Origin of the sequence: Paraburkholderia sp. PGU19 (genome assembly GCF_013426915.1) — a bacterium.
Lineage (GTDB): Bacteria > Pseudomonadota > Gammaproteobacteria > Burkholderiales > Burkholderiaceae > Paraburkholderia.
The window spans coordinates 104,324-128,360 of record NZ_AP023181.1 but is presented as its reverse complement, the minus strand read 5'-3'; the positions used below and the strand labels follow the sequence as shown (position 1 = coordinate 128,360).

At 64.5% G+C, this 24,037-nt stretch carries 22 protein-coding genes; 12 read left to right on the top strand and 10 right to left on the bottom strand.

What is annotated here, in order from left to right:
- Positions 1-77 precede the first annotated feature (77 nt).
- The 4 genes from pdxA to H1204_RS30445 all read right to left on the bottom strand — a co-directional run bounded on the left by pdxA (position 78) and on the right by H1204_RS30445 (position 4,467).
- Entirely contained in the window at positions 78-1,076 is a 999-nt protein-coding gene (pdxA, locus tag H1204_RS30460; protein ID WP_091775357.1) for a 4-hydroxythreonine-4-phosphate dehydrogenase PdxA, read from the bottom strand.
- A 39-nt stretch (positions 1,077-1,115) separates the two neighbouring features.
- Positions 1,116-2,375, bottom strand: coding sequence for a four-carbon acid sugar kinase family protein (locus tag H1204_RS30455; RefSeq protein ID WP_180734308.1), 1,260 nt, complete (start codon positions 2,373-2,375; stop codon positions 1,116-1,118).
- Entirely contained in the window at positions 2,372-3,370 is a 999-nt protein-coding gene (locus tag H1204_RS30450) for a 2-keto-3-deoxygluconate permease (RefSeq protein ID WP_180734307.1), read from the bottom strand. Before H1204_RS30450 ends, H1204_RS30455 begins: the two co-directional genes overlap by 4 nt.
- A 176-nt stretch (positions 3,371-3,546) precedes the next feature.
- Complete coding sequence (locus H1204_RS30445) at positions 3,547-4,467, bottom strand: LysR substrate-binding domain-containing protein (protein ID WP_180734306.1); 921 nt, start codon at positions 4,465-4,467, stop codon at positions 3,547-3,549.
- 159 nt (positions 4,468-4,626) lie between these two features.
- Between H1204_RS30445 and H1204_RS30440 the strand changes: the two genes are divergently transcribed.
- From H1204_RS30440 to H1204_RS30430, 3 genes are read left to right on the top strand one after another with little or no spacing between them, the layout of a single operon-like run.
- Positions 4,627-5,436, top strand: a complete 810-nt coding sequence (locus H1204_RS30440; RefSeq protein WP_180734305.1) for a citryl-CoA lyase — start codon at positions 4,627-4,629, stop codon at positions 5,434-5,436.
- A gap of 45 nt (positions 5,437-5,481) precedes the next feature.
- The gene (locus H1204_RS30435) at positions 5,482-6,639 is read left to right on the top strand and encodes a CoA transferase (protein WP_180734304.1); all 1,158 of its coding nucleotides are present in this window, start codon (positions 5,482-5,484) and stop codon (positions 6,637-6,639) included.
- Positions 6,640-6,686: 47 nt separating this feature from the next.
- Positions 6,687-8,036 carry an MFS transporter gene (locus H1204_RS30430; RefSeq protein ID WP_180734303.1) on the top strand — a complete coding sequence of 450 codons (1,350 nt, stop codon included), beginning with the start codon at positions 6,687-6,689 and terminating at the stop codon, positions 8,034-8,036.
- An 84-nt stretch (positions 8,037-8,120) separates the two neighbouring features.
- Here the strand turns inward: H1204_RS30430 and H1204_RS30425 are convergent, their stop codons facing one another.
- A complete protein-coding gene (locus tag H1204_RS30425; RefSeq protein WP_180734302.1) occupies positions 8,121-8,900 on the bottom strand; it encodes an alpha/beta hydrolase in 780 nt (259 codons plus the stop codon).
- Positions 8,901-9,051: 151 nt separating this feature from the next.
- On the opposite strand from H1204_RS30425, the gene H1204_RS30420 reads away from it, so the two are divergent.
- Positions 9,052-10,536, top strand: coding sequence for an HD domain-containing phosphohydrolase (locus H1204_RS30420; RefSeq protein WP_180734301.1), 1,485 nt, complete (start codon positions 9,052-9,054; stop codon positions 10,534-10,536).
- A gap of 5 nt (positions 10,537-10,541) precedes the next feature.
- Here H1204_RS30420 and H1204_RS30415 read toward each other — a convergent pair whose 3' ends face one another.
- Entirely contained in the window at positions 10,542-10,874 is a 333-nt protein-coding gene (locus tag H1204_RS30415; RefSeq protein WP_180735092.1) for a DUF2322 family protein, read from the bottom strand.
- Between the two features lie 300 nt (positions 10,875-11,174).
- Between H1204_RS30415 and H1204_RS30410 the strand changes: the two genes are divergently transcribed.
- The 5 genes from H1204_RS30410 to H1204_RS30390 all read left to right on the top strand — a co-directional run bounded on the left by H1204_RS30410 (position 11,175) and on the right by H1204_RS30390 (position 15,944).
- Positions 11,175-11,723, top strand: coding sequence for an RNA polymerase sigma factor (locus tag H1204_RS30410; protein WP_180734300.1), 549 nt, complete (start codon positions 11,175-11,177; stop codon positions 11,721-11,723).
- Entirely contained in the window at positions 11,720-12,655 is a 936-nt protein-coding gene (locus H1204_RS30405) for an anti-sigma factor (protein WP_180734299.1), read from the top strand. Before H1204_RS30410 ends, H1204_RS30405 begins: the two co-directional genes overlap by 4 nt.
- Positions 12,656-12,811: 156 nt before the next feature.
- Complete coding sequence (locus H1204_RS30400; protein WP_180734298.1) at positions 12,812-13,798, top strand: anti-sigma factor; 987 nt, start codon at positions 12,812-12,814, stop codon at positions 13,796-13,798.
- A gap of 42 nt (positions 13,799-13,840) precedes the next feature.
- Complete coding sequence (locus H1204_RS30395; RefSeq protein ID WP_180734297.1) at positions 13,841-14,893, top strand: catalase family peroxidase; 1,053 nt, start codon at positions 13,841-13,843, stop codon at positions 14,891-14,893.
- Positions 14,894-15,224: 331 nt separating this feature from the next.
- Complete coding sequence (locus H1204_RS30390) at positions 15,225-15,944, top strand: response regulator transcription factor (RefSeq protein WP_180734296.1); 720 nt, start codon at positions 15,225-15,227, stop codon at positions 15,942-15,944.
- A 120-nt stretch (positions 15,945-16,064) separates the two neighbouring features.
- On the opposite strand, the gene H1204_RS30385 is transcribed toward H1204_RS30390, so the two are convergent.
- Positions 16,065-17,954 carry a hypothetical protein gene (locus H1204_RS30385; RefSeq protein ID WP_180734295.1) on the bottom strand — a complete coding sequence of 630 codons (1,890 nt, stop codon included), beginning with the start codon at positions 17,952-17,954 and terminating at the stop codon, positions 16,065-16,067.
- A 48-nt stretch (positions 17,955-18,002) separates the two neighbouring features.
- Positions 18,003-18,968, bottom strand: a complete 966-nt coding sequence (locus H1204_RS30380) for a phage tail tip lysozyme (RefSeq protein WP_180734294.1) — start codon at positions 18,966-18,968, stop codon at positions 18,003-18,005.
- Positions 18,969-19,277: 309 nt separating this feature from the next.
- On the opposite strand from H1204_RS30380, the gene H1204_RS30375 reads away from it, so the two are divergent.
- Together H1204_RS30375 and H1204_RS30370 are read left to right on the top strand one after the other, a co-directional pair.
- The gene (locus tag H1204_RS30375; RefSeq protein ID WP_180734293.1) at positions 19,278-19,565 is read left to right on the top strand and encodes a hypothetical protein; all 288 of its coding nucleotides are present in this window, start codon (positions 19,278-19,280) and stop codon (positions 19,563-19,565) included.
- Between the two features lie 14 nt (positions 19,566-19,579).
- Positions 19,580-20,068 carry a lytic transglycosylase domain-containing protein gene (locus H1204_RS30370; RefSeq protein WP_180735091.1) on the top strand — a complete coding sequence of 163 codons (489 nt, stop codon included), beginning with the start codon at positions 19,580-19,582 and terminating at the stop codon, positions 20,066-20,068.
- A 70-nt stretch (positions 20,069-20,138) separates the two neighbouring features.
- Here H1204_RS30370 and H1204_RS30365 read toward each other — a convergent pair whose 3' ends face one another.
- A complete protein-coding gene (locus H1204_RS30365) occupies positions 20,139-20,846 on the bottom strand; it encodes a hypothetical protein (protein WP_180734292.1) in 708 nt (235 codons plus the stop codon).
- A gap of 125 nt (positions 20,847-20,971) precedes the next feature.
- On the opposite strand from H1204_RS30365, the gene H1204_RS30360 reads away from it, so the two are divergent.
- Positions 20,972-21,616, top strand: a complete 645-nt coding sequence (locus tag H1204_RS30360) for an HrpB1 family type III secretion system apparatus protein (protein ID WP_243468897.1) — start codon at positions 20,972-20,974, stop codon at positions 21,614-21,616.
- Positions 21,617-21,730: 114 nt separating this feature from the next.
- On the opposite strand, the gene H1204_RS30355 is transcribed toward H1204_RS30360, so the two are convergent.
- On the bottom strand, positions 21,731-24,028 hold the full coding sequence (locus tag H1204_RS30355; protein ID WP_180734291.1) for an NADP-dependent malic enzyme: 2,298 nt from the start codon (positions 24,026-24,028) through the stop codon (positions 21,731-21,733).
- Positions 24,029-24,037: the final 9 nt, after the last annotated feature.

Here is a 24,037-nt window from a genome sequence, read left to right as displayed (position 1 = left end):
TACACCAGCGCCTTTGCGCCCATTCGACGGCGGGCGCGAGCCGTGCTGGCGCTGCGCCGCCTCGCCGTCGTCCGCGCTCAGCGGCGCGTCGCCAGTTCCGCGCCCTGGCGCAGCGCTTCGAGCAGGCTGCCTTCGTCGACCACACCCTTGCCCGCGATATCGAACGCGGTGCCGTGATCGACCGACGTGCGGATCACTTCGAGCCCCACCGTCACGTTCACGCCCGCTTCGAGGCCGAGCACCTTCACCGGGCCGTGGCCCTGGTCGTGATACATCGCGACCACCAGATCGAAGTCGCCGCGGCCGGCGCGGAAAAACAGCGTGTCGGCGGGCAGCGGGCCCGTGACGTCGAGGCCACGCTCCTGCAGCAGCTTCACGGCAGGGATGATCTTCTCTTCTTCTTCGCCATAACCGAACAGGCCGTTTTCGCCCGCGTGCGGATTGATCCCGCACACGCCGATGCGCGGATGCTCGATGCCCGCCTTCACGAGCGTCGCGTTGCCGCGTTCGATGGTCCGCTGCACGAGGCCCGGCTCGATCTTGCGGATCGCGTCGATGATGCCGATGTGCGTAGTCACGTGAATCACGCGCAGTTGCGGCGCGACGAGCATCATCGACACTTCGTCGACACCCGTCAGATGCGCGAGCATTTCCGTGTGGCCCGGATACTTGTGACCGCCCGCATGCAACGCTTCCTTGTTGAGCGGCGCCGTGCAGATCGCGTCGATCTTGCCTGCCTGCGCGAGTTCGACGGCGCGCTTGATGTACTGATACGCGGCGTCGCCCGCCAGTGCCGACAGCTGGCCGAACGGCAGGTCATCGGGAATCAGGCCGAGGTCGATGCAGTCGATCGTGCCTTGCTCGTAGCGCGCGTCGGATGCGTCTTCGATGCGGCGGATCTTCATCGTCCCGCCGACGATCTGGTTCGCGCGTTCGAGGCGCTTCGCATCGCCAATCACGAGCGGACGGCATTGCGCGTAGACCGACGCATGCGCGAGGCTCTTGACGACGACTTCTGCGCCGACGCCTGCTGCATCGCCCATCGTGATGCCGATTACGGGAAGGTAGTTGCTCATGATGTGATCTCGTGGGTACTTGCTATTCATTCTCGGACGTCAGTGGGAAACGACGTCGCGTTCGGTTTCATTGCGCAGGGTCAGCCATGCGGCGTACAGCGCGTGATCGGTGCCGAATGCGCCCGCCTTGGTCACGACGCCGGGGCAATGCGTGCGGGTCGCGTCGAGCGGCCTTGCGACCGCGACACCCGCTTCGACTTCGGCCAGCAATTGCAGATTGCCGATGCGTGCGGCCGCCAGCATCGCGCGCGCGGTCTCGCCGCCCGTCGCGATCAGGCCGCCCGTTTTCGTGAAGTGCGGCTCGACCATTGCCGCGAGCGCCGCCGACAGTTGCGCGCCTTCAGCGGGATCGAACGCGTCATCGCGACCGATGCGCAGCAACAGATCGACACCCGCCTTCAGCGACACGCCAACCTGGTCCTGCCACCCGCGCCAGTCACGATGGCTCACGCCTTCGCGTAACACGACGGGCGGCACGATCAGTTCTTCGACGCCGCCACGCTCGCGCAGCATCGCGCATTGACGTTCGCTCACGGCCGACAGGCTGCCGACCAGAATCAGGATCGGGCCGCCGGGAAACGCATCGCTGCCGGACTTGCGCTCACCCGCGTCGCCGCGCGGATTGAGCGCCGCGATCTCGCGCGCAAGCCCGCCCGAACCGACCCAGAAGAACGCCGCATCGCTTTGCAGCGTGGCGCGGGCGAGCGCGCGCAATGCCTTCTCGCTTTGCGTATCGATGATCAGCGCCTGCACGCCGTTCGCCGCCATCGCGCCGATGCACACGGCCAGCGCTTCGGGTTCGTCGGCGAGCGCTTCGGCGTCGAGCCGGTCCGTTGTCAGACCGGCTGCTTCGAGTTGCGCTGCGATGCCGGCGGGAACACCCGCATGCTCAAGCTTCCATGTCGCCGTGTGTTCGAGCGGCTCGCCGTGCACGAACACACGGCCATCGCGCACCGTGCGCCCCGTTGCCGGAAACGCGGGCGCGACGATCGCCATGCCAGCCAGCGCCTGCAGGCCCGCCACTTCCGCTGCCCAGTTGCCCCGCAGCGTCGAATCGATTTTCTTGTAGAGCCGCTGGTCGCGTGCGCTCATCTCGGCATAGGCCGCCGACGTGCGCGCGGCCGCGTCGTGAGGCGTGAGACGGCGCGTGTCGGTATCGACGGCAATCGTGTCCGCGCCGTCATGCGCGGACGTGCGCGTCGCTTCCAGCGTGACGACCGTGCGATGGCCCGCGCTGGCAAAACCGATCGCGCAGTCCGCCGCGCCCGACAGGTCGTCCGCGAGAATCAGAATCTTCATCGTGCCAGCCCTTCGCGATGCTTCGTGCGCGCGCCTTCCTGGCGCTGCTGATAACGTTTGGCCACCTGCGCGGTCAGGATCGGCGACAGGATCGCCGTGATCACGACGCATGCGGCGACCAGCAGCGTCGCGCTCTGCGCCGCTTCGTTGTACACCGGGTTCGCCGCCGCGACGAGCGCGGGGACGGCCGCTGCGTTGCCCGCCGTATTGGCTGCCGCCACACCCGCCACGCCCGTGCCGCCCGTCAGGCGATCGGCGAAGTACAGCGGAATGCCCGTCACGATCACCACCGCGATGCCAAGGCCGATGCCGAGCAGCCCCGCTTGCCAGACCTTGTGCAGATCGAGGCCCGCGCCGAGCGCCAGCGCGAAGAACGGAATCATCACGGGCACCGCCTTCGCGAGAAAGTCGCGCATTTCGCGGTCCAGATTGCCGAGCAGCATGCCGAGCGCGAGCGGCAGGATGCTGCCGACCAGCGTCTGCCACGGAAACGCCGACAGACCCGCGACGCCCAGCGTCACCATGGTCAGGAACGGACCCGATTCGAGCGACATCAGCGTGTACGCGCCGACGTCTTCCGAGCGGCCATACTGGCCCATCAGCGCCATGTAGAGGCCGCCGTTGGTGTCGTTCATCGCGGCGACCACGGCGAGCGTCGAGATGCCCGCGAACAGGCCCGACGACACAGGGTGCTCGCCAAGCACATGGCCGAGAATCACACCGACGATCACCGCCGCGCCCACCTTCGTCACGAGCAGCGCGCCGCCCTTCTTCATCAGATACGGTGTGGCCTTCACGTCGATGCTCGCGCCCATGCAGACGTAGAACACAGCAAGGATAGGCAGCGCGCCCGTGAACAGCGCATTCGTGAACGAACCGAAGAACTTGGGCATGCCGGGCAGGAACGTCGCCACCAGCGAGCCGATGAGCAGCGGCACGATCATCATGCCGCCGGGGATGCGCTCGATCGAGCGTTTGATGGGAATCTGAACCATGCGAGTCTCCTGGCTTTATTGGGCGCCGCGTCTGTCCGCGATTTTGATTGAAACAGTCATCATTCGATCGAATCGATCAGTTCGCAGTGTAGATCGTTTGATCGAATTGCGCAAATTGATCATGTTTTTGCGCAAAACGATCATTTCGTGGACGACGCGCTCAATGCCCACGCCCATTACCGGCGCGCGGCATGCACGGTATTGCGCCGCGTGTCGCGGCTCTCGCTGTCACTCACGCTGCGCACGATCGACGCAAACGAGCGCGCCGCGGGCGTGCGCGCCTCGTCCCGGCGCCACAGCAAACCGGGCGAACGCACGGGCGTCGGACTTTCGAGCGGGATGAGTTTCACGTCCTCGCGCCGCAGCGCATGCGTCGACACGATCGTCGCGATGTCGGTCTCTCTGACCAGTTCGATCATCGGCGCAATGGCGTTCATTTCCGCGACGACGACGGGCGCCGCATTCGCCATCCGGAACGATTCGTCGAGCAGCACGCGCGTGGAAAAGCTGCGTGGCAACAGCACCATGCGCTGCAAGTGAAGCTCCGACACGCGCACGAAACGCCGCTTCGCGAACGGATGCCGCAGCCCGACGGCAAGCATCATCTCCTCGGTGTAGAGCGGCTCGAAACGCAGCGGCAGCGCGTCGTTAGGCTTGTACGTCACGCCGATATCGAGGTCGCCGCGCAGCAGCGCCTGCGCGATGCCGTCGCCCGTCATTTCGAGCACGTCGACGCGCACGGACGGATGCCGGTCAAGAAACAGCGACACGCAGCGCGGAATGATGTGCAGGTTGAACGTGTGCGTCGCGCCGATGCGCACGACGCCCGTCATTTCCTCGGCTGCGAAGCGCACGGTGGACACGCCTTCGTCGACTTCGCGCAGCGCATTGCGCACGCGCTCCAGAAACAGTTCGCCCGCTTCCGTCATCGTCACGCGCCGGCCTTCGCGCTCGAATAGCTGGCAGCCGAGTTCCTCTTCGAGCTGGCGGATCTGATGCGACAGCGTCGATTGCGTGACGTGGACCTTTTGCGCGGCGACGGTGAAGCTCAATTGCTCGGCAAGGGCCGCGAAGTAGCGCAGATGTCGGAGTTCCATGGGTTCTCGTGGGTCGCTTTTGAATCGATGGCATCGATAGATAATCAGCGAAAAATACCATTTTTGTCGATAGATCGCCTGCCTTACACTGGCCTCGCTATCAACGATCGCAGCGAGAGGAGACCTCGACGCGATGCTCAACGGACCCGCGAAGCACCCATGAAAATCGGCAAAGAGACTATCCCGCGCACATCGATCTCGACCTCGAATACGCACACCATCGTCGTGCGAGGACGCGACCTCGCGGACGAACTGATCGGCAAGATCTCGTTCACCGACTACTTCTTCCTGCTCGTCACGGGGCACACGCCCAGCCCGGCCGCCAGCGCCGTGCTCGACGCGACGCTCGTCGCGATCGCGGAGCACGGACTCGTGCCGAGCGTGCAGGCGAGCCGCATGACGCTCGCCGCCGCGCCCGATGCGCTGCAAGGCGCCGTGGCCGCCGGGATTCTCGGTTGCGGCTCCGTGATACTCGGCGCGTCCGAATCCTGTGGAACGCTGCTCGACGAAGTGCGGCAGTGCGCGGCGCAAACGGGCGGCGATCTGTCCGAGGCGGCGTTCACGGTGATCACGCGTTATCGCGCGGACAAACGCGCCGTGCCGGGCTACGGCCATCCGCTGCATAAAGAGCGCGACCCGCGCGTCGACGCGCTGTTCGCCGTCGCCGAACGCAACGGCGCGGATATGACCTATGTACGCATCGCGGAAGCGATCGAATCCGTGTTGCCGGATGTGTTCGGCAAGGCGCTGATGCTGAACGTGTCGGCGGCGATTCCCGCGGTGCTGCTGGGCGTCGGCTTTCCGCTGGCTGCGCTAAAAGGCGTGCCGATTCTCGCGCGCACAGCCGGACTGATCGGGCATCTGACGGAAGAACTGGCGCACTCGATCGGCTTCGCGTTGTCGTATCAGGCCACGCGCGAAGTGGTGTACGACGGCGAAGCGCCCGAGGGCTTTGAGCCCGGCATCTGATTTTTTCGTTCACATCGCTTCGCAACGCATCTCTGGAGTTGTTGCATGACCAAAGTTCTCGAAGGCGTCCGGGTGCTCGAACAAGGCACCTTCATCACGGGGCCGGCGGCCGGCATGCTGCTAGGTGATCTGGGCGCCGACGTCGTCAAGATCGAGCAGCCGGGCACGGGCGATCCGTTCCGCGCGTTCAAGGGCGGCCTCTATAGCCCGCACTATCAGACCTACAACCGCAACAAGCGCAGCGTCACGCTCAATACGAAAGACGCCGACGATCTCGCGCTGTTCGATGCGCTGATCGGCGACGCCGACGTGTATATCCAGAACTTCCGCCCCGGCGCGGCGGATCGGATGAACGCAGGCTACGAGCGTTTGCGCGAGATCAACCCGCGTCTGATCTATTGCGCGATCAGCGGCTTTGGCCAGACCGGCCCGGCAGCGACGCGCCCCGCGTACGATACCGTCGCGCAGGCGGCAAGCGGCTTTCTCGGCCTGCTGATCAACCCCGAGCATCCGCGCGTGGTCGGTCCCGCGATCGCCGATTCGCTGACGGGCTTCTATGCGGCGTATGGCATTCTCGGCGCACTGCATGAACGCAACCGGACGGGCGTCGGACGCAAGGTCGAAGTGTCGATGCTCGAAGCGATGAGCCACTTCAATCTCGATGCGTTCACCCACTACTACTCGGCCGATGAACTGATGGGCCCCTACAGCCGTCCGAGCGTGTCGCAGTCGTACGTGATGCAGTGCGCGGACGGCAAGTGGCTGGCGCTGCACATGTCGTCGCCGGAGAAGTTCTGGCTGGGTCTCGCGGATGCCATCGAACAGCCGACCTTGCTGCAAGACCCGCGCTTTGCCGACCGCGCAGGACGCATCGCGAATCAGGAAGCGTTGATCGATCTGCTCGGCGCTGCATTCGCGCAGCGTAACCGTGCCGACTGGTGCGCACGGCTCGAAGCGAACGACGTGCCGCACGCGCCGATGTACGACGCCAGCGAAGCGCTCGACGATCCGCAGGCGAAGCACCTCGAATTGCTGGTCGAAACGACGCATCCGGAGATGGGGCGGTTTCGCACGGTGCGTCCGCCTGTTTCGTTCGATGGCGAGCGCACGACCGACGTGATCGCGCCGCCGACGCTCGGCGAGCACAACGCCGAATTGCTGGCGCCGTTGCGTACGGCATTGAAGCAGAGCGAAGCCGCGTAGGCAGCGCGGCCGACGCATCAAATGACGACTATATTGGAGACCTCGTAATGGAAACGACCAACGGTGCGCTGACGCGCAGCGGCCTCGATGGCCCGCCGCCCGAATCGATGAAGAGCGACAGTGTGCAGGTGGATACGGAGAAGCTGTTCGGACGCATCGCGCGGCGGCTAATTCCGTTTCTCTTTCTCTGCTATGTGCTCAACTACATCGACCGCGTCAATATCAGCTTTGCGCATCTGCAGTTCCGCGCGGATCTTGGCTTGACGGAAGCGTCGTATGGACTGGGCGTCGGTGTGTTCTACATCGGCTATGTGCTGTTCGAGGTGCCGAGCAATCTGCTGTTGCGCCGCATCGGCCCGCGCCGCACGATCGCGCGCATCATGGTGCTGTGGGGTCTCGTGTCGGTATCGATGATGTTCGTGCGCAATCCGACGCAGTTCTATATCGCGCGTATTGCGCTCGGCATTGCCGAAGCGGGCTTCTTTCCTGGCATCGTCTATTACCTCACGTCGTGGTTTCCGGATCGTCATCGCGCGAAGGTGCTGTCCGCGTTCGTGCTCGGCATCGCCGTGGCGGGTATCACGGGCGGTCCCGTGTCCGGATGGATTCTCAGCAACGCCGATGGCTGGCACACGCTGCACGCGTGGCAATGGCTCTTTCTGCTGGAAGGGATTCCGCCCGTGCTGGTCGGTCTGGTCGCGCTCTGGTATCTGCCTGACTCCGCGGCCACCGCGAAGTGGCTGACGCCTGAGGAAAAGGCGCTTGTCGCCCGCGAGTCGCAAGGCGAAGGCCACGGACACGGACATCGCATCGATCACTTCGGCGCAGCGTTGAAGAACTGGCGTGTGTACGTATGCGCGTTCGGCTATTTCACGATCACGTGGGCAGGCAGCGTGCTGAACTTCTGGGCGCCGTCCGTGATCCGGCAAGCGGGCGTCGCGAACCCGTGGCATATCGGGCTCGTATCGGCGATTCCGTATCTGATCGGCGCAATCGGCATGGTGCTCGCGAGCCGTCACTCGGATGCGACCAAAGAACGGCGGCTGCATTTCGCGGGCTGCGCGCTGGTGTCGGCTGCGGGCGCGGTCCTGCTTGGCACGGCGCACGCTTCGTTCACGCCGGCAATCGCCGGGTTGGCGCTTGTCGCGATCGGTTATCTATCTTGTACGGCAATCTTCTGGACGATACCGGCGACGTTTCTGTCGGGCACGGCTTCGGCGGGTTCGATTGCGCTGATTTCGAGCATCGGGCAGCTCGGCAGTTTGAGCGCGCCGACGGCTATCGGCGCATTGACGGCGGCCACGCACGATATCAGCGCGGGTTCTTACCTCGCCGCAGCGGTGCTTGTATGCGGTGCGGCTGTCATTGCGGTGGCGATGCGCAATATGAAGCGTTGAGCGTGACGGTAGCCGTCACGATGCAATCAACAAAGCCGCGACGCGCATTCAGGCGCATCGCGGCGATTGCACAACGTGACGTCGTTACTGCGCCTTCGCAGCCGCCGCGATGATCGCGTTCGCCACCGCTTCGGGCTTGCTGAGCATCGGCACGTGGCTCGTGTCGACATGCGTCACGTTCGCCTTGATCTGCCCTGCCATCGCGTTCTGCAAACGCGGATCGATCATCCGGTCATGATTCGCGACGACGAAGTACGAAGGCTTCGTGTGCCATGCGGCGTCCGTTATCTTGTCGTCGGTGCAGCCGGCGAACCACGGGCCTTGCGTCGCCGCGACGACGCGCTTTTGCGCCGGGCTCAGGTCCTGCGCAAAGTCGTTGTCGATGGCTTTCGACGACAGCGTCAGGAAGTTGCCCGAGTCCTTCTGCAACTCGCTCGCCCATGCGGGCGCGGGCTTGTCCTTGATCATGTCGTTGATCGACTGGCCGCTGTCGGGTGCGAAAGCGGCCACGTAGACGAGCGCCTTCACCTTGTCGTCGTTGCCCGCCTGCGTGATGACGGCGCCGCCCCATGAATGGCCGACCAGCACGACAGGACCCTGCTGCGCGTCGATCGCGCGTTTCGTGGCGGCGGCATCGTCCGCAAGCGAGCTGAGCGGGTTCTGCACGGCAACCACATGCAGGCCGCGCGCTTCGAGCAGCGGAATCACCTTCTCCCAGCTCGAACCGTCGGCGAACGCGCCGTGCACCAGCACGACGTTCTTGCCCTTCAGATCCTGCGGCTGCGCGGCGTGCGCGGACTGCAACGAAAACACGGCGCCTGCCAGCATGGCGGAGGCGATGCACTTCCTGATAAGCGAGTTCATGAGCGAGATGTCCTTATGTGTCAAACCGGGTTATCGAACGGAACGAAGCTTCGCAGACGCCCATGAGCGCGGGTATCGGTCAAATGACCGATCTCGCGCGAAACCGCGCGCGGTATAGTGAGGCTCGATAAAAGACCCGCACCGCACCTTTATGCAGACCTCGTCAGGCTCATCCGGCGGACCCGTCGCTCGCGTCTTCGATGCCGTGAAGGCGCTCGCCTTCATCGGCGATCTGAGCATGGGCCAGCCGACGGATCACTCCCTCCGCACCGCATGGCTCGCCGTGCGGCTCGCGCAGGCTGCCGAACTCGGCGAAGCGGCCGTCGTCGCCGTGTGCGAGGCATCGCTGTTGCGCTGGTCCGGCTGCACGGCGAACGCGTCGGGCTTCGCTGAAGCGCTCGGCGACGACGTCGCGAGCCGCGAAGCGATGCTCGCGCTCAAGCCGGACTGGGCACGCCCGATCGAATTGCAAGGCGATGTGGAAACGGTCATCACGCCGCTCGCGCGCATTCATTGCGAGGTGTCGGGTGAAGCGGCGCGCATGCTCGGTCTCGGGCAAGACACGCAAGCCACGCTGCGGCACGTGTTCGAATCGTGGGACGGCACGGGCACGCCTGACCGGCTCGCCGGCAGCGCCGTGCCCGCCACCGTGTTCGTCGTGGCGCTGGCGGGGGAGCTTGAGATTTTTTCGCGCACCTACGGGATCGAACGCGCGAGCGCGTTGATCGGCCAGCGCGCCGATTCGCGCTACCCGGACAAACTCGCGCGGCTCGCGGTCCGGCTCGCGCCACAATGGCTCGACGAACTGGCTCTGGCCGACGCGGCATCGATCGATGCCGCGCTGTTGACGCAGCAGATGAACGACGTCACGCCCGTCGAACTGGTCGCCGACATCATCGATCTCAAACTGCCGTGGATGACAGGTTATTCGCGCAGCGTCGCAGCAACGGCCGCATCGTGCGGAGCGCGCTTCGCGCTCGATGCAAACGCGCAAAACCGGCTCTATTGCGCAGGCCTCGTTCATGGCATGGGCCGCGCGGCCGTGCCGAACCCCGTCTGGAACGCGCCTGCCCGTCTGTCGGCGGCGGCGTGGGAAAAGGCGCGTCTCGTGCCGTACTGGACCTCGCGCGCGGGCAAGCAGACGGGCTCGCTCGCCGAGGCGGCCGAACTCGGCTCATACGCGTATGAACGGCTCGACGGCTCGGGTTATTTTCGCGGTGCGTCGGGCGCTGCGTTGTCGACGGAAGCGCGCATTCTCGCGGCGAGCGCCGCGTGGGTCGCGTTACGCGCGGCGCGTCCGTGGCGCGCAGCGCTGACGCACGACGAAGCGGCGAAGCTGTTGCACGAAGAAGCCGCACGAGGCCGATTCGACGCCGATGTCGTCAATGCATTGATCGACGAGCGTGTCGCGCAGCGGCGCGTCGTGAATCCACGCGCGCAGACGGCGCGGCTTTCCGCGCGTGAAGTCGATGTGCTGCGCGGCATTTCGCGCGGCGCGAGCAACAAGGAAGTGGCTCGCGATCTGTCGTTGAGTCCGAGCACGGTGCGCACGCACGTCGAAAGCGTATTCCGCAAACTGGACTGCTCGACGCGCGCCGCCGCCACGCTCAAGGCTCTGGCGCTAGGCGTGCTGTGACGCGCTCAGGCCGCGCCGACGACGTCGATGCGCAGCGCTTCGCCGCCCGCTGCGATCTCCAGCAGCCGGTCGACATTCGGGTGCGCGCCCGGACGGTTGCGCGCGTCGGCCGTATGTTCGGCGAACACGGCGAGGCCATGTTCGGCCGCTTTTGCGTCGAGCGTGCCGAACGCGTTGCGCAGATAGTGGTACACGGCAACCGAGCCCTGCTTGCCCGGCTTGTTCTCGATGCTCGCGACCACGGCGCCCTTGCCGTCGACGAGATCGATCCGCTCGATGCCGTCGATGCCCGGCAGTTGCGCGAGGTTGTCCTTGAATACGTTGCCCGGTTGAATCACTGAAAACACCCCATGGTTCGAAAATGACTGGCGGGCCGTATCTTAGCCGATTGCCTGTCCGATTGACTGCGCGGCTCCGTGTTTGCATGCCGTGACCGTCTTTCACTCGCCTTTCCGCTTCGACCCCGAACGGACACGCGGCGCGCCGAAAACGCTCGTCAGCAACATTGTCGGATCGACGTTAAAATTATCGGCTTGAACTCCGTCCATATATATTCAGGCGCGCCAACGTTTGCCGCGCTCCGGCCTCATGCCTTCGTCGAAGGCAGACCAACGAGTCAGTAGCAAGGAACGACTTCAATGACAGGCGCAGACTTGTCCAGCATGCTGCCCGAGATGCTTCCAAGGTTATGGGCGTTCGCATTGCGCATTTCCGGCGACCAGCACGACGCTGAAGACCTCGTTCAGCGAGCCTGCGTGCGCGGCCTGGAACGCGCGCACCAGTTGCAGGCGGACACCGCGCCGCTCAGCTGGATGTTCTCGATCGTCCACTCCACATGGATCAATGAACTGCGCGCCCGTTCGGTGCGCAACCGCTCCAGCATGGAATGGGACGACGACTTTCTCGAAACGGTCGAAGACCCGAAGGCACGCACGCCGGAACAGATCACGATGAACGCGCAGATCATCGAGGCCGTGCAGCGTTTGCCCGACGCGCAGCGCGCCGTGATGCTGCTGGTTGCTGTCGAAGGCCTCAGCTACAGCGAAACGGCCGAAACGCTGAACGTTCCCATCGGCACGGTGATGAGCCGGCTGTCACGCGCGCGTCAGGCGATCGGCGCGCTGTTCGCCAGCAAGCCAGGCCCGTCGATGAAAATGGCCACCTTCGGCAAGGACTCGGCGTCATGAAAGTAGATGACATCACGCTGATGGCCTACGTTGACGGCGAGCTCGACATCGAGGAACGCCGCGAGATCGAACGCGAACTCGACGACTCGCCGGAACTGGCGGAGCGCATCGAACTGTTCCGCGCGTCGAGCCTGCCGTATCACGATGCGTTCGCGCAGCAGAAGCTGCCGCCCGTGCCCGAATCGTTGACGCGCAAGATCGCCGAACTCTCGCGCACGCACGCGAGCGCGACGTCGCCCGTGCCGCCCGGCCCCGCCGCCGATCCCGCCGCGAACGACGCCATCGTACCGCCGAACGTTGGCCTGCCACCGTCCGTGCCCGTTCGCTCGCTCATGCGCTTTTCCGCGCCGTGGCTGGCCGCCGCGTTCGCTGCGGGTGTGTTCTCTTGCGTGGTCGGCTTGAGGCTGTTGCCGGGCCTTACCGGCTTGCAAGGCGGCGCTGCGACGGTCGCATCAGCACCACCCGCTTCGCCCTGGGTGATGGCTGCCGCCGGTTATCAGGCGCTCTATTCACGCGACACGGTGGCCGTCGCGACGGACCCTGCCGTTTCGGCAAAAACCGTCGCCGATATCCATCAGATCGACGGATTGCCCGTGCGCGTGCCCGATCTCAGCGCGCAAGGCCTGACGTTCAAGCGCATCCAGCGGCTGCGTTTTCACGACAAGCCGCTCGTGCAGATCGTCTATCTGCCGAAAACGGGCGGCCCGGTCGCGTTGTGCGTCGTGAAGGATGCAAAGCCCGACCAGTCACTCGCGCAGCAGAAGATCGACGACATGGACGTCGTCACGTGGCGGCAGTCGGAACTAAGCTACGCGCTGATCGGCACGGCGGGCCAGGTCGATCTCGACAAGCTCGGCAAGCTGATCGCGAAGCGCGATGTCGACGCGATGTTCAGCCAGGCGCCTGTGCCCGTGCGGCCCGTAGAAAGTTGACAGCGCATGCAAGGTTCTTCGCGCGGGAGCACGTCGAATCGGAGCGTCGCCCGCATGCGCGGACAGGACGTTATACTTAACCGTCAGATAGCTGTGACAGCGCTGTGACATGAATGATTTCGAGTGTTGCGGCACTCCCGACCAAGGCCCGAGCGTATGAAAGTCGACGATACCGTGCTGATGGCGTATGTCGACGACGAATTATCGCCGCAGGAACGTCAGCAGATCGAAGACGAACTTCGCGCCCACGCGGAGCTCGCGGATAAGGTCGCCCTTTTCCAGGCATCGCGCCTGCCGTATCGCGAAGCGTTCGCCGCGCAGACACTGCCGCCCGTTCCGGCGAGCCTCGTCAAGCGCGTCGACGATCTGATCCGCGCGCATACGGAGGCTGCGAAGCTGAGCGCCGCCGCGCAAGCCCAGCAGGCCGAACAGGCAGTGGCCCCCGCCGCTGCGCAAGGCGACAACGCGCAAAGCGCGAACGACTCCTTGATCGAACACGACGCGCACATGCCGCCTTCCGCGCCCGTGCGCTCGCGCCTGCGCATCGCGCCGGCGTGGCTCGCCGTCGCGTTCGTCGGCGGCGCGTTCTGCTGCGGGGTCGTGCTGCGGCTCGCGCCCGGCGTTGGCTTTGGCACGGGCGTCAGCGACTCGGGCAAGCCGTCCAGCAGCACCGCTACAGTCGCGGCCGCGACAATGGGCTCGCTGCCGTGGGTACAGGTCGCAGCGAGCTACCAGCAACTCTATTCGCGCGATACCGTCGCGCACCTGTGGCCCGATTCATCGGATTCACAAAGCACCGTCGACGAAATCCGCAGCGAGGACGGCATCGCGCTGCGCGTGCCCGATTTGAGCAAGGCGGGCTTGCGCTTCATTCGCGTGCAGCGCCTGAAATTTCATGGCCGCCCCCTCGTGCAGATCATCTATCTGCCGCAGAAAGGCGATCCCGTCGCGCTGTGCGTGATCAAGGAAAACAAGGCGAATCAGTCCGTCGCGTCGCAACGCATCGACACGATGAACGTCGTCACGTGGCGCGAGTCCAACCTCGGCTATGCACTGATCGGCGCAACCAGCAATGGCGATCTCGCGCCGCTTGGCAAAGAGATCGCTGAACGCCGTTTCGATCCGCTGTTTGGTTCCGTTTGATGCCGCGCGCGCAGTGGCGCGCGTTGCACGCGTTGTCGATTCATGTCCAGACTTCCCTTTCGCATCGTCGCGGGCGGCGCGCTCGCCGTCGTCACGCTTGGCTCGATAGCGGGCGCTTATGCGTACTCGCATGGCCTCGGCAGCCTGCTCGGCACGCAGCCTTCGGCGAACCAGATCGTCGACGGCTTCGAAGCCGTATCCGGCAAGCATCCGGGCTTTCGGCGCAATCACGCTAAAGGCGTGTGCGTCACCGGCTATTTCGACAGCAACGGCAACGCCGCGCCACTCTCGCGCGCAGGCGTGTTCGCAGCGGGCAAGTCGCAGGTAGTGGGACGCCTGTCGATCGGCGGCGGCAATCCCGCGCAGGCCGATGGCGCATCGAACGTGCGCAGCCTCGCGCTGCGCATCGTCACGCCGGGCGGCGGCGAATGGCGCACCGCGATGAACTCCGCGCCGATCTTCCCCGTGCGCAGCCCCGAAGCATTGGTCGAGATGCTCGCCGCCTCGCGGCAGGCGCACGACGCGACCACGTACGGCGGCAACCCCGGCATGGATGCATTCATGAAGACGCATCCCGAAGCCGCGCGCTTCGACCAATGGCTGCGCGATCATCCGCCTTCATCGGGCTTCGACGATGCCGCGTACTACAGCGTCTCGGCGTTCCGGCTGATCGATGGCGACGGGCATGCACAGGATGTGCGCTGGCGCGTCGAACCCGACGACACCTATACGCCGCTCGCAGATGCGCAAACGCACGATACGGATTTTCTGGAACGCGGTCTTGCCGAGCGGCTGCGGCAAGGTCCCGTGCGCTGGCACATGGTCATCACGCTCGCGCAACCCGGCGACGTCACCAACGATTCGACACGCCAATGGCCCGCAAACCGCACACAGATCGACGTGGGCACGCTCGTCGTGCAGCGTGAAGAGCCGCAGATCGACGGCCCATGCCGCGACATCAGCTTCGACCCGCTGAAGCTGCCCGATGGCATCGCGCCATCCGACGATCCATTGCTCAAGGCCCGTTCCGCCGCGTATGCGGAATCGCACGAACGCCGCGTGCATGAAGAGCAACGCTATGCGGCAGGCAAGTAAACACGCGACTCACCCAGATAGTGGACGCGTGCGCGATCAAGCTTCGTTGCTGCTTCGTTTGATCGAACGGCTCTTCGCTGCGTTAAAGCACAAAAAAATTTATGCGCGGCGTCTTTCGATGCAACGCATGTCGCGCTGCAAACCTTTGTCCCATAAGCATTTTCGAGTGTTCATTCGCATTCCCCGCCGATTGAGAAACGGATGGAATAGCCCCTTACTATCAGGTGTTCTGTATGACGAGAACGCTGCAAAAACATAGACAGCGCCTCAGACCAGAACGACGGGGGATATCGGTGCGCCTGGGTCGCGCCGCGATGGTTATGGAGCACACATGCGAATTGCCTTTTTCACTTTCAGCGACGTGCTGTTCAAACAGATCAGCGAAGCGTTCGAACAGAACGGCACATCCTGCACGCGTTTCACCGATGAGCTTTCGCTGATCCGCTTCCTGCAACGCAATTCGGCGGCGCTCGTCATCTTCGATGCAACGCAAAGCCAGATTCCCGCACTCGCGACACTCAAGTGGCGCACCTGCCATTTCCGCACCGATCTGCCCGTGATGATGATCGGCCGATCGTGGGACAGCGAAGCCGTGATCGAGGCGCTCGATGCGGGCGTCGATGAAGTGGTGATCGGCACCGCGCACGTCGACGAGATCATGGCGCGCGCGAGACGCTCGATTGCGCGTTGCCGCGGCTCGCGCGTCGTCGACCGGCTGACGGTGGCGGGTTATACGATCGACCGGACGGCGCGCACGGTGAGCTTTGGCGAGCGTTGCGTGTCGCTGACCGCGCGCGAGCTGAGCCTCGCATGGCTGCTGTTGATGAACGCAGGCTCGCTGATGAGCCGCGAGCAGCTCGCGAACGCCGTGTGGGGCAAGGACGCCGACCTCGCGGGCCGCTCGCTCGAACAGCATATCTACAAGCTACGCTCGAAGCTCGCGCTCGATGGCCGCGACGGGTCGCAACTGAAAACGGTCTATTCGCTCGGCTATGTCTTTATCGCGCGGCATGACGAGGCGGTTGACAGTCGACAGCCGATGGCCGCGTGAGCGGGCTTTCGAGCAACACGGTGTCGAATGTGAAGAGGCAAAATTACTGGACGAATGCGGCCCGCGCGGCACACGATGCACGCGCCCGTTCACGCATGCGAGCCACCCTTCGCGCATGCGTCAACGGCGTGCGAACGCCGACGTCAAACGGCTCGCCGTCGCCTTTTGCGCGGCGTCGTCCTTCGCGAAATCGGCATTGCCGCCGAACGTGGCCATCTCCGGGTCTCTCGCCAGCTTCGATTCGATCGACATCTCCACCATGCGCTGCATCGTGTAGATCGACTCGCTGCGTCCCATGCCCGTGTCGCGCAACAGCTGATACGCGTTCTTCATGCCGGGATCGGCGTCGATTATCGCGGCGAACTGCCTCGCGCGCGTCTGCCGCGTGCCGCCGCTTTGCATGATCGTGTTCCACTGGTTCGCGAGCGTCTTCTGTTTGGCCGGGTCCCCAAGTCCTATCTGATACTCGACAACGGCATGCGCATGCTTGCCGACCAGATCGCGCGTTTCCTTCTTCGCGGCGGTCGACTTGCGCTCGTCGATCATCGTGCCGGGAAAGATCTTGCCGTACCGCTCCTGCCCGGCCTGCGTATGCGCCTGCTGGCGAAACGCGAGGTGTGTGTCCTTGATGAGCTTGTCGCGCGCATCGCCGAGATCGTCGAAGGCCTGCTTCATCTGCGGGTCCGCGTTTTCACCAACGACGGAATCGGCGAACGCCTTGCGCTTGTGCAACTCGTAGCTGCCCGCCACTTCCGCCTTCTCGTCGCGCATGCGCTGCTTGAGTCCGCGGATGCCCTTGGCGACGTCGAGCGCGCCGGCGCCCGCGAGCGCGCTGCCAGCGATGCGTTCGCTCGCTGCTGTCGCCGCCGCATGCGAGCCCGCAGCGGCCACCGATGCTCCATGCGTGCCAACGGCAGTCGCCGTCGCTGCGCCGATCGCGACTGTGTTGCGGATGAATTCGTAGGCCGCGCGGTTGCCCTGTTTCGCGGCGACGTCGTCCTTGAGGAAGGCGGTGAGCAGCACGTTCTTCGCGTGCGCGGCTTCCTGCTTCAGTTCGGGATCGTCGGATGCGGCGAGCTTGCGCACCGCGTCCATGTCGTAATCGAGTTCGGCGTTGGGGCGGGTCTTCGTTCTTGCGTTTGTCTGTGCATTTTCTGCCGCGTTGCTTGCCGGCTTGGTGAAAAGGTCGCTGGTCTTCTGAATGCCGTTCTTGCGCTTGAGGATCATCGTCTCGGGCCGTATTGGCACGCCGTTGTTGATGTCGCTTTGAAATTTCTTCAGATCGTTCTGCAGCATGCTGTCGAGTTGTTCGCCATAGCGCTGCTTGCGCTCTCGCGCGGCGAAGAACGCATGGCCATTGACCAGCGCGCCGACGGCTTCGTGCGCGGCCGTCAGACTGCCGCCGACCACAGCGCCCGTCGCCGCGCCCGCTGTCGAGTGCGTGCCGATGCCGATCGCACCCGCCACCGATGCGTCCGGGCGCAGCTTGTTGGTCTCCAGCAGCGAGAAGCCGGGCTTGTCGCGATAGACGGGCTGGCCTAAGCGCTGCGAACGCGCGGGCAGTCTGAAGCCGGGATCTTGCGGGGCATCGTTGGGCGCGGTGTCGGTGGCCTCCGCGATAGACGGCGTGCGTGACGGCGGTTGCGAAGGAGCGTTTATCCTGGATGCGGTTGATGAGGGTGCCGCATGCGACGGCCCCGCTTCGTCCGATGAGGGCGGCAACGCGGGCAACGGCTTGTCGGGTGCTCTTGTCTTGATGAGCGGCCGCTGCCCATTCTGCGTACCGGACGTGCTGGCTGAGAACGTCGCGCCGTTGCGGCCCGTGCGCGCGTCGCCGTTCGCCGACGTAGACGCGTGCGATCTCAGCTGCCCGAGCGGCGCGGGCATCGGACGCGGACCCGCTGGCGGCTGAGGAGAGTTCGCGGTTCGCTGCCGCGGACGTGTGCTATCGGCGGTATCCGTCGTGGTGCGGGTCGTGACATGCGGGGAGAGGTTCGTCGTTTTCAGCATGGCGAGGCTCGTCGGCAATGGATTTGAACGCGAACGCGGCGTGACGTCTTACGCAAGAATCTGGTTCAGATACCCGAGACGCGATGCCATCTGCGGATCGGACGGTTGCTCGAAGGCGTTGCAGAACGCCTGCGTCGCGGCCTGCGCGCTATTCGTTCCCTTGACGGCCGCAATCGCGCCCGCCTGCGAGGTCTGCAATTCCTGTTTCAGATAGCCGTAGTTCGCAGCCTCGCTCGACGGATCGAGGTTGTGCTGGCGCGCGTAGTCGAGCAACCCTTGCTTGCGCGTGCCGCCCCATTGCGCGATGCCGTAGCCGTTGGCGTTGTCGTCGGCCATGTTCGAACTCGGCGCGCCGATCTTGCCGCCCTGGTTGATGCCTGAGTTCATGCCGCCGCTCTCGTGCCACAGGTTCGCGACGATGCCCGCCGCCTGATCCTTAGTGAGCCCGAAGTCCTTTTGCAGATTGCTGACGTAGGCGTCGGCGGTTTGCTTGCTCTGGGCAGGCGACAAGGCTTGGGTTTGCGGTGCGGTGCTGAGTCCTTCGGGTGCTGCGCCGGAAGATGCGCTGGGCGTTGAAGATGACGCGGGCGCGCCGTTAATGCTAGCGGTATTGGTTGCGGCGCTATTGCCGAATCCGGCCGCGCCACCGCCGCCACCTCCTGCGCCATAGCCGCTGCCGGGTATCGCCGCAAAATTTTCGTAGCCACCAGCCGGCGCGCCCGCAGGCGCACCACCCGCGCCGCCTTGCGCACCCGTGCCGTCAGGGTCGCGCAGCATGGCGGCGAGATCGGCGAAGAACTGCGACAGTCCGCTATTGCTACCCGCCGACGCGCCCGCAGTCCCCGCGCCCTGTCCCGTACTTTGCCCCACTCCGCCGCCGTCGATCAGCTTCGCAATATCGCTCAGCAAATTCGCAACCGACGCGTCCTGAGACGGGCCATTGCCCTGCACGCCCGCGACGGGCGACAGCCCCGACACACCACCTAAGCCGTTGAGAAGAGAAAGCGTGTTCATCCGAGTCCTCTGAAGAGAAGGCCGACGATGTGCCGTATCGATTGCGTCGACCTGGTGGCGTCACGATAAAAGCTCTTCAGTCATCGGACCGCATGGCGCACGAAGCGAGATGCGCAAACGCGAAAACGCAGCGTGCCGCCGTGTGCTTCGTTTGGCCGTACCGACGCTTCGCGTCGCGCGGGCGTTGGACGCGGCGTGGCTCGTATCCTCGTTCGCATCGCATCCCGCCCGCTCATTTCGCACGCTTATTTCCCACAATCAAGGAGCAAGTCAATGCGCCTCTCTGGACGCGCTGCTATTGCGTTATCCATGTTGCTATCAGTCGCGCTCTGCGCTCACGCGTCCGCACAGAACGCACAACGCGACGGGCTGCTTCACGTGAACGCTGACGACGACAGAATCGAAGCGCGACGTCTCGATGCAGCGCGCGCGGAGCAAAGGCGCCTCGACGCACATCGTGAGGAAGCGCATCGCGAAGACGCGCGTCTCGAACAGGAACGACTCGCCGAAGCACGCCGCGAAGCACGCATCGATGCGTACAACGCGTGGGTCGCGCACTGGCACGAAATGCGATCGCGCGATGGAAAGACGCCATGAGTCGAGGCCTCCGCATGAACCGCCGCGCGTTGCGCATCGCCGGCACGCTGCTGTGCGCGTCGATTGCGCTCGCGACGTCCGCTGCCCACGCCGACTGCTTCGACGATGCCGCCGCCTGGCAAGGTCTGAATCCGCTGATCCTGCGCGCCATCGCGTGGCAGGAATCGCACAACAACGCCGACGCGACGCATGCGAATGCCAACGGATCGACCGACTACGGCGTGATGCAGATCAACTCGATCCATCTGCCGGAACTCGAGCGATATGGCATCCGGCGCGACGCGCTGATGGTGCCCTGCAAGAACGTCTATATCGCCGCGTGGCATCTGCGCAAACAGGTGGTCCGCTATGGCAACACATGGGCGGCCGTGGGCGCCTATCATTCGTCTACGCCTGAGCTGCGCGACGATTACGCGCGCCGCATTGCCGCGATCATCGAACGCTGGCGGCGCGATCCTGCGCATGCGGTTCCTGTGACGGCTGCATCGCTGGCCGCGCGTTGAGCGGCCCGCGAAGCGGCCAGCAAAACAGCGGCGCGTCCGACGTATCTCGCGCGCCGCATCCCGAACCCGATCAGACGTCGTTCTTCTGATTCAGATCGCCCGCCGACACCGACACCTGCGACGAATCGAACACCTTGTTGCCGCCATCGCCCGTGTCCGGCTTCGTCAGTCCGCCGCCGCCGAACACCTGCGCAATGTTCATCTTGCCGTTGGCATGACCCGTTTCGAGAATCGCGGCTTCCTTCGTCGCGCCCGAGTTCAGCGTGACCGAGCCGTCCGCGCCCATATGGCCGACGTTGTTGCCGCTCGCGTTGTACAGGTTGCCCTGCGAGTCTTCCTGCAGATGCAGCGCGTCGCCGCCCGCCTTGCTGTTGATCTTGATGTTGTGCATGCCCTGGCCCGCCGTGCCCAGGCCGTTGCTGGCCGCCGCGCCCGTGGGCGAACCCGTCGGCGAACCGGCGGGCGTTCCCGTGGCCGAGCCCATCGGCGGCATCGAGCCGGGCTGGCCGGCCATCGGCGAAGCGGGATTCTGCGCACCTTGCGCACCCTGCGCGCCTTGCTGACCGCCGAGCACGCCCGCCAGATCCTGCAGGAACTGGCTGACGTTGTTCCCGCCGCCCGCGTTGTTCTGCTGGCCATCGATCAGTTGCGACAGATCCTGCAGCAGCTTGCCGACGTCGCCGCCCTGACCCGGCACGGCTTGCGACGCGCCGCCCGTCATGCCGCCGACGGGCGTGTAGTTCACGGGGTTGAGAAAGGATTGGGTAATGGAGTTCATCGAATTCTCTCTGGTTAAAAAGAAGACGAACCGGCGATCTTTGCCCGATCCCGATTCAGCCTCGACGATAGATTCATGCGGGCACTCCACACCCATGCGGCGCGAAGCCGCGTGACGCGTCGCGAATGACGCATGCAGTTGGCTCGCTGCAGCGTGCTGAAACGTTGTTCTCTCTCACACCCGCCGAGGACGCGCTTCGGCACGCGGCACGATGCTTCGCGCAGGCGAAAGACGGGAAGCGCCGGCGCACACAGAATGCAGTGTCGGGCGTGTGCCCGCTTTCGATCGTCAACCGTTCATGCGAGGCCGCCATGTCGAATCTTCAATGCAGTCCATCCGTGCTCAACGCGATGATGTCGGTGTTTTCAGGCGGCATGCGCGTCGGCGCCATGCCCGAGCTGCATGACGTGCTCGGCGCGTTGCGCGCATGGCAGCCGGACAGCCCGCTTGCCGACGTGTGCGAGGCGCGTCTGCTGATCAACCAGACGGAATGGCGCGAAGCCGCGAACCTGCTGCGCCACGTGACGAGCCGTCACGCGAATCTGCCCGTCGTGACAGCGCTGTATGCGCTGTGTCTTTTCATGCAGCACGACGACGAGTGGCGCCGCGCAGCGACGGACGCCGTCGATACGGGCAACGACACGGCTATCGCGATCGTCGCGCGATTCCTGAATGTGCCCAATGACGAGGCTGCGAGCGTTCATGACCCGGAACTGTCGATGCGCGTGCTCGCTGCAATCGAGACGACTCGCGCGCTGGAGCATAGTTGATGGTGATGGCAGCGTTGCGAGTCCGCGTGAACGCGTTGACCCTGGTGGGAATGGGTTGCGTATCGGCTGCCCTTCTCATTCTGCCAACACGAGGCTGGTGTTTGAACGTCGCGGCTAGTTCTGCGCAACCACATCCGCCACCAGCAGCGCCGTCATATTGACGATGCGTCGCACCGTCGCGGATGCGGGCAACACATGGACCGGCAGCGCTGCGCCCAACAGAATCGAGCCAATCGCGACGTTGTTTCCTGCCGCCGTCTTCAGCAGGTTGTACGAGATGTTGGCGGCATCGATGTTCGGCAGCACCAGCAGGTTGGCGTCGCCTTCGAGCGTCGAATCCGGCATCGCTTCGCGGCGCAGCGTGTGGTCGAGCGCGAGACTGCCGTGCATTTCCCCGTCCACCTGCAAATGTGGCGCGCGTTCCTGCAAGATAGCCAGCACATCGCGCATCTTCTTCGCGGAAGGCGCGTTGCTCGTGCCGAAGTTCGAGTGCGACAGCAACGCGATCTTTGGCTCGATGCCGAAGCGCCGTACTTCTTCCGCCGCCATGATCGTGATCTCGGCGAGTTCTTCCGCCGTCGGATCGACGTTCACGTGCGTATCGACGAGGAAAATCTGCCGGCCCGGCAGCACCAGCGCATTCATTGCCGCGTAGACGTTGCAGCCTTTCTTTTTGCCGATCACCTGATCGATGAAGTGCAGATGCCGGTGCGTCGTGCTGACCATGCCGCAGATCATGCCGTCCGCCTCACCGCGCTTCACCAGCATCGCGCCGATCAGCGTCGTGCGGCGGCGCATTTCGAGCTTTGCCATCTGCTCGGTGAAGCCCTTGCGCGACATCATCTTGTGATACGTCTGCCAGAAGGCGCGGTAGCGTTCGTCGTGGTCGGTGTTGACGATCGTGTAGTCCTGGCCGTTCACCAGACGCAGGCCGTACTTCGCAATACGTTGCTCGATCACAGCCGGACGGCCGATCAGGATCGGCTTCGCGAGCTTTTCATCGACGGCGATCTGCACCGCGCGCAGCACGCGCTCTTCTTCGCCTTCCGCGAACACGATGCGCTTCCTCTCCGGCTCGATGCCGCGCGCCAGCTGGAAGATCGGCTTCATGGTCGTGCCGCTTTGATAAACGAACTGCTGCAGATGCTGCCTGTACGCCTCCATATCTTCGATCGGACGCGTGGCGACGCCCGCATCCATCGCGGCCTGCGCGACAGCGGGCGCGAGCTTGACGATCAGACGCGGATCGAACGGCTTTGGAATCAGATAGTCAGGTCCGAACGATAGGTCGCGAACGCCGTAAGCCGCCGCGACGATGTCGCTCTGCTCCTGACGCGCCAGTTCGGCAAGCGCATGGACAGCCGCAATTTCCATCTCGCGTGTGACCGTCGTCGCGCCCGCATCCAGCGCGCCGCGGAACAGGAACGGAAACACCAGCACGTTGTTGACCTGGTTCGGAAAGTCGGCTCTGCCCGTCGCAAGAATGGCATCCGGCCGTGCTTCGAGGGCGAGTTCCGGCAGGATCTCCGGCGTCGGATTGGCGAGCGCGAGGATCAGCGGCTTCGCAGCCATCTGCCTGACCATGTCCTGCTTGAGCACGCCCCCGGCCGAGAGGCCGAGAAACACGTCCGCATCGCCGATCGCTTCGGCGAGCGTGCGCGCGTTCGTTTCGCGCGCAAAACGCGCCTTGTCCGGGTCCATCAGTTCGACACGACCCTTGTAGACCACGCCCGCCAGATCGGTGACCAGAATGTTGTCGAGTGGCAAGCCCAGGTCGACGAGCAGGTCGAGACACGCGAGCGCTGCGGCGCCAGCGCCCGATGCCACCAGTTTCACTTCCTTGATGTGCTTGCCCACCACTTTCAGACCGTTGATGATCGCCGCCGCGACGACGATCGCCGTGCCGTGCTGGTCGTCGTGGAAGACGGGAATCTTCATCCGCTTGCGGCATTCCCGCTCGACGACGAAGCAGTCCGGCGCCTTGATGTCTTCGAGGTTGATGCCGCCGAAAGTGGGTTCGAGTGCCGCGATCACATCAACCAGCTTGTGCGGGTCCGATTCGTTCAACTCGATGTCGAACACGTCGATGCCCGCGAACTTCTTGAACAACACCGCCTTGCCTTCCATCACCGGCTTCGATGCAAGTGGCCCGATGTTGCCCAGACCGAGCACGGCCGTGCCGTTCGTTACGACACCGACCAGGTTGCTGCGCGCGGTGAAGCGCGCGGCGTTCAGCGGGTTTTCGACGATCTCCTCGCAAGCGAACGCAACGCCCGGCGAGTAGGCCAACGAGAGGTCGCGCTGGTTGATCATCTGCTTCGTCGGTGCGATGGTCAGCTTGCCCGGTGCCGGGAACTCGTGATAGTGGAGGGCTGCCTGGCGGAAGCTGGTTGTCTCGGTTGGTTTTGTCATGGCGGCGGT

Excerpts from the sequence above, each read along its gene's own strand:
- pdxA (WP_091775357.1), bottom strand. The coding sequence starts at position 1,076 with ATGAGCAACTACCTTCCCGTAATCGGCATCACGATGGGCGATGCAGCA.
- H1204_RS30455 (WP_180734308.1), bottom strand. The coding sequence starts at position 2,375 with ATGAAGATTCTGATTCTCGCGGACGACCTGTCGGGCGCGGCGGACTGC.
- H1204_RS30450 (WP_180734307.1), bottom strand. The coding sequence starts at position 3,370 with ATGGTTCAGATTCCCATCAAACGCTCGATCGAGCGCATCCCCGGCGGC.
- H1204_RS30445 (WP_180734306.1), bottom strand. The coding sequence starts at position 4,467 with ATGGAACTCCGACATCTGCGCTACTTCGCGGCCCTTGCCGAGCAATTG.
- H1204_RS30440 (WP_180734305.1), top strand. The coding sequence starts at position 4,627 with ATGAAAATCGGCAAAGAGACTATCCCGCGCACATCGATCTCGACCTCG.
- H1204_RS30435 (WP_180734304.1), top strand. The coding sequence starts at position 5,482 with ATGACCAAAGTTCTCGAAGGCGTCCGGGTGCTCGAACAAGGCACCTTC.
- H1204_RS30430 (WP_180734303.1), top strand. The coding sequence starts at position 6,687 with ATGGAAACGACCAACGGTGCGCTGACGCGCAGCGGCCTCGATGGCCCG.
- H1204_RS30425 (WP_180734302.1), bottom strand. The coding sequence starts at position 8,900 with ATGAACTCGCTTATCAGGAAGTGCATCGCCTCCGCCATGCTGGCAGGC.
- H1204_RS30420 (WP_180734301.1), top strand. The coding sequence starts at position 9,052 with ATGCAGACCTCGTCAGGCTCATCCGGCGGACCCGTCGCTCGCGTCTTC.
- H1204_RS30410 (WP_180734300.1), top strand. The coding sequence starts at position 11,175 with ATGACAGGCGCAGACTTGTCCAGCATGCTGCCCGAGATGCTTCCAAGG.
- H1204_RS30405 (WP_180734299.1), top strand. The coding sequence starts at position 11,720 with ATGAAAGTAGATGACATCACGCTGATGGCCTACGTTGACGGCGAGCTC.
- H1204_RS30400 (WP_180734298.1), top strand. The coding sequence starts at position 12,812 with ATGAAAGTCGACGATACCGTGCTGATGGCGTATGTCGACGACGAATTA.
- H1204_RS30395 (WP_180734297.1), top strand. The coding sequence starts at position 13,841 with ATGTCCAGACTTCCCTTTCGCATCGTCGCGGGCGGCGCGCTCGCCGTC.
- H1204_RS30390 (WP_180734296.1), top strand. The coding sequence starts at position 15,225 with ATGCGAATTGCCTTTTTCACTTTCAGCGACGTGCTGTTCAAACAGATC.
- H1204_RS30385 (WP_180734295.1), bottom strand. The coding sequence starts at position 17,954 with ATGCTGAAAACGACGAACCTCTCCCCGCATGTCACGACCCGCACCACG.
- H1204_RS30380 (WP_180734294.1), bottom strand. The coding sequence starts at position 18,968 with ATGAACACGCTTTCTCTTCTCAACGGCTTAGGTGGTGTGTCGGGGCTG.
- H1204_RS30375 (WP_180734293.1), top strand. The coding sequence starts at position 19,278 with ATGTTGCTATCAGTCGCGCTCTGCGCTCACGCGTCCGCACAGAACGCA.
- H1204_RS30370 (WP_180735091.1), top strand. The coding sequence starts at position 19,580 with ATGAACCGCCGCGCGTTGCGCATCGCCGGCACGCTGCTGTGCGCGTCG.
- H1204_RS30365 (WP_180734292.1), bottom strand. The coding sequence starts at position 20,846 with ATGAACTCCATTACCCAATCCTTTCTCAACCCCGTGAACTACACGCCC.
- H1204_RS30360 (WP_243468897.1), top strand. The coding sequence starts at position 20,972 with ATGACGCATGCAGTTGGCTCGCTGCAGCGTGCTGAAACGTTGTTCTCT.
- H1204_RS30355 (WP_180734291.1), bottom strand. The coding sequence starts at position 24,028 with ATGACAAAACCAACCGAGACAACCAGCTTCCGCCAGGCAGCCCTCCAC.